The sequence below is a fragment of the Paenibacillus sp. P4_A9 genome, from assembly GCF_056402415.1.
The window spans coordinates 1-2093 of the sequence record NZ_JBFUHL010000182.1 but is presented as its reverse complement, the minus strand read 5'-3'; the positions used below and the strand labels follow the sequence as shown (position 1 = coordinate 2093).

The window sequence follows — 2093 nt, the reverse complement described above, 5'->3', positions numbered from 1 at the left end:
CCTTCATATTGGTGCTGTCAATCATCGAGTTATTAGTGAAGTGCCTTCCACACGATATACAAATACGAAAAATCATTTCACACTCAATATCCCTGCTAGTTGGGAAGGGAAATATGAAGTCGAAGAGCGGGTAAATGAAGCCACGCAACTTGCTAGCTATCTATTTATAGATAAGGCAAATAAAGAGTTTGGTGGTGTCATTTTTAGCATTTCTATCTGGACAAAGGAAGATTGGCTTGCAAATGGTCCAACGGCGAAAGGAGTCACTCGACTATACAAAGTTGGAGAAAACGCAGATCACGTGTTCATTCTATTTCCTCCAGGAGATGTGGAGTACAATCCCGCTGACGAAATACTCAGTGCTGAATTTACTTCAATGACCGACCAGATCAGTAAAATTAGAACAAGTTTTAAATTCGAGCACTAGTATAAAAACGAGTAAACACCGAGAGGAAATCGGTGCTTGTTTTTTTCGTACGCAAAAGAGGAGAAATGTGGAAKGGATTTCTTTGTTCGATTTGACCAATTAATTTACCAATCTCAATCTTCCTCAACCGTAAACGGAAACGTAATCTCAACCTCGTAATTCTTCCACATCAATCGGTTTCTCTACATTTATGGACATGAGAAAACCTCTATCGAAGCCATTCAACGATCAGCGACCGCGTTTGGGAAAATTAACTGGATTTTATGATGTTAATTTAGCTGGATTGGCTTGAATTCGCATTCGAACAATACAGCAGGTCAAGGCGAAGAGCCGAATGTCACAGCGACCATCGGGATAAAGGCCGTCTCGTGAATGTCACAGATTTGGCTTTGGCTTACTATGATATGCAGGCAAATGCGGGCTTAGCGAATTGGGAAAGGGCGCAAAAGGCAGATCTCAATATCGATGGCCTCGTAGATCTAGCCGATGTCCAGTACATAGTTGAACAAATGATGCAGCCCATTACGTGAAAAATGACAGTTGTAAAAGCTGGATTGGGGAAACCTGATTCAGCTTTCTTGTTTTAATAGACATAACATATGTTATGTAAACAAAATAAATAGATTAAGGAATTTATGTGTGATTTATGGAATATATATACAAATATTTGTGGAGATGAGGAGGAACAATGGAAATTCGTAAATCTAAATCTTTTGGGATCATTCTTTTGATAGCTATGCTTGCGTTGTTAACATCAGGTTGTTCAACCTTGTTTGAGTCGAAGGAAAGCACCAAGGTCACAGAAATAACATTAACACCCGTAGAATTGTTCAAGGGAGACGGAGCCAAGTTTCGGCCATTTATGGGGGCTATGTCAGGTGCATTTAAATTAAGGTATACAGGAAGGAAACCCCATGCAACACTGCATATTGATACTTGGCAAAATGGGAAGAAAGTAGCGACGGTCGGCTCCATTGGTGAACTATTTTTTAGCTCGGAGGCTCGCGATTCGAAGGAGCTCGAAGTCATTATCTCCATTGATAAAGTATCTCTGGAGGGAAAACAAGCATTTAACACGATAAAAGTCGGTACCCAACATAAGTCAGGCTCCAATATAGCTACTTTTACTGTTCCATGGGATAACAAGTTGAACGCCATTGGATTGATTAACTATAGCGAACCTTTAACATTTCATACGGATGAAACCGTTCATTTATGGGGGATGCAAGCTACAAGTACGAATGAAATTCGTACCTCAGATTTCTCTCCTGAAGCGTTAAGTAGGCTCGAATGGGCAATCATCTTTACTTTAACTTTTGATGAAAATGAAAGAAGCTGAACTAGGAGAACCCTAAATCAGCTTTTTTTCTTTTGGATACATTGAAATTCTTAGCGCAATGTCTTCAATGCCCCGCTCCAAGCAATAACTTGGTCAAACATGGTGTTTGCAGCGGTTTCCTGACGCGGATTTGGTTTGAGCACTGTGAAATTCTCAAAATMAGTAAAGAGGGACAATGTTACCTGGGCTCGAACGTCGGCTACATGTAATTCCCCCAAAATGAGTCTAAGATTCTCAGCAGCACGCGCACCACCTGTGCCACCACCATAGCTGACGATCCCCGCGGCTTTATCTTTCCATTCATTGAATAAGAAGTCAATCGCATTC

Annotated in this window: 4 protein-coding genes; 3 read left to right on the top strand and 1 reads right to left on the bottom strand. The window is 40.8% G+C overall.

The features are described 5' to 3' along the window. From AC1DVJ_RS30710 to AC1DVJ_RS30700, 3 genes are all read left to right on the top strand, one after another. The coding region (locus AC1DVJ_RS30710) for a hypothetical protein (protein ID WP_477596684.1) at window positions 1-427 on the top strand (427 nt) is incomplete at its 5' end. Between the two features lie 368 nt (window positions 428-795). Further along, entirely contained in the window at window positions 796-957 is a 162-nt protein-coding gene (locus AC1DVJ_RS30705; protein WP_477596682.1) for a hypothetical protein, read from the top strand. A 158-nt stretch (window positions 958-1115) separates the two neighbouring features. After that, window positions 1116-1766, top strand: coding sequence for a hypothetical protein (locus AC1DVJ_RS30700; RefSeq protein WP_477596680.1), 651 nt, complete (start codon window positions 1116-1118; stop codon window positions 1764-1766). Between the two features lie 50 nt (window positions 1767-1816). Here AC1DVJ_RS30700 and AC1DVJ_RS30695 read toward each other — a convergent pair. Then, the coding region (locus AC1DVJ_RS30695; RefSeq protein ID WP_477596678.1) for an NAD(P)H-dependent oxidoreductase at window positions 1817-2093 on the bottom strand (277 nt) is incomplete at its 5' end.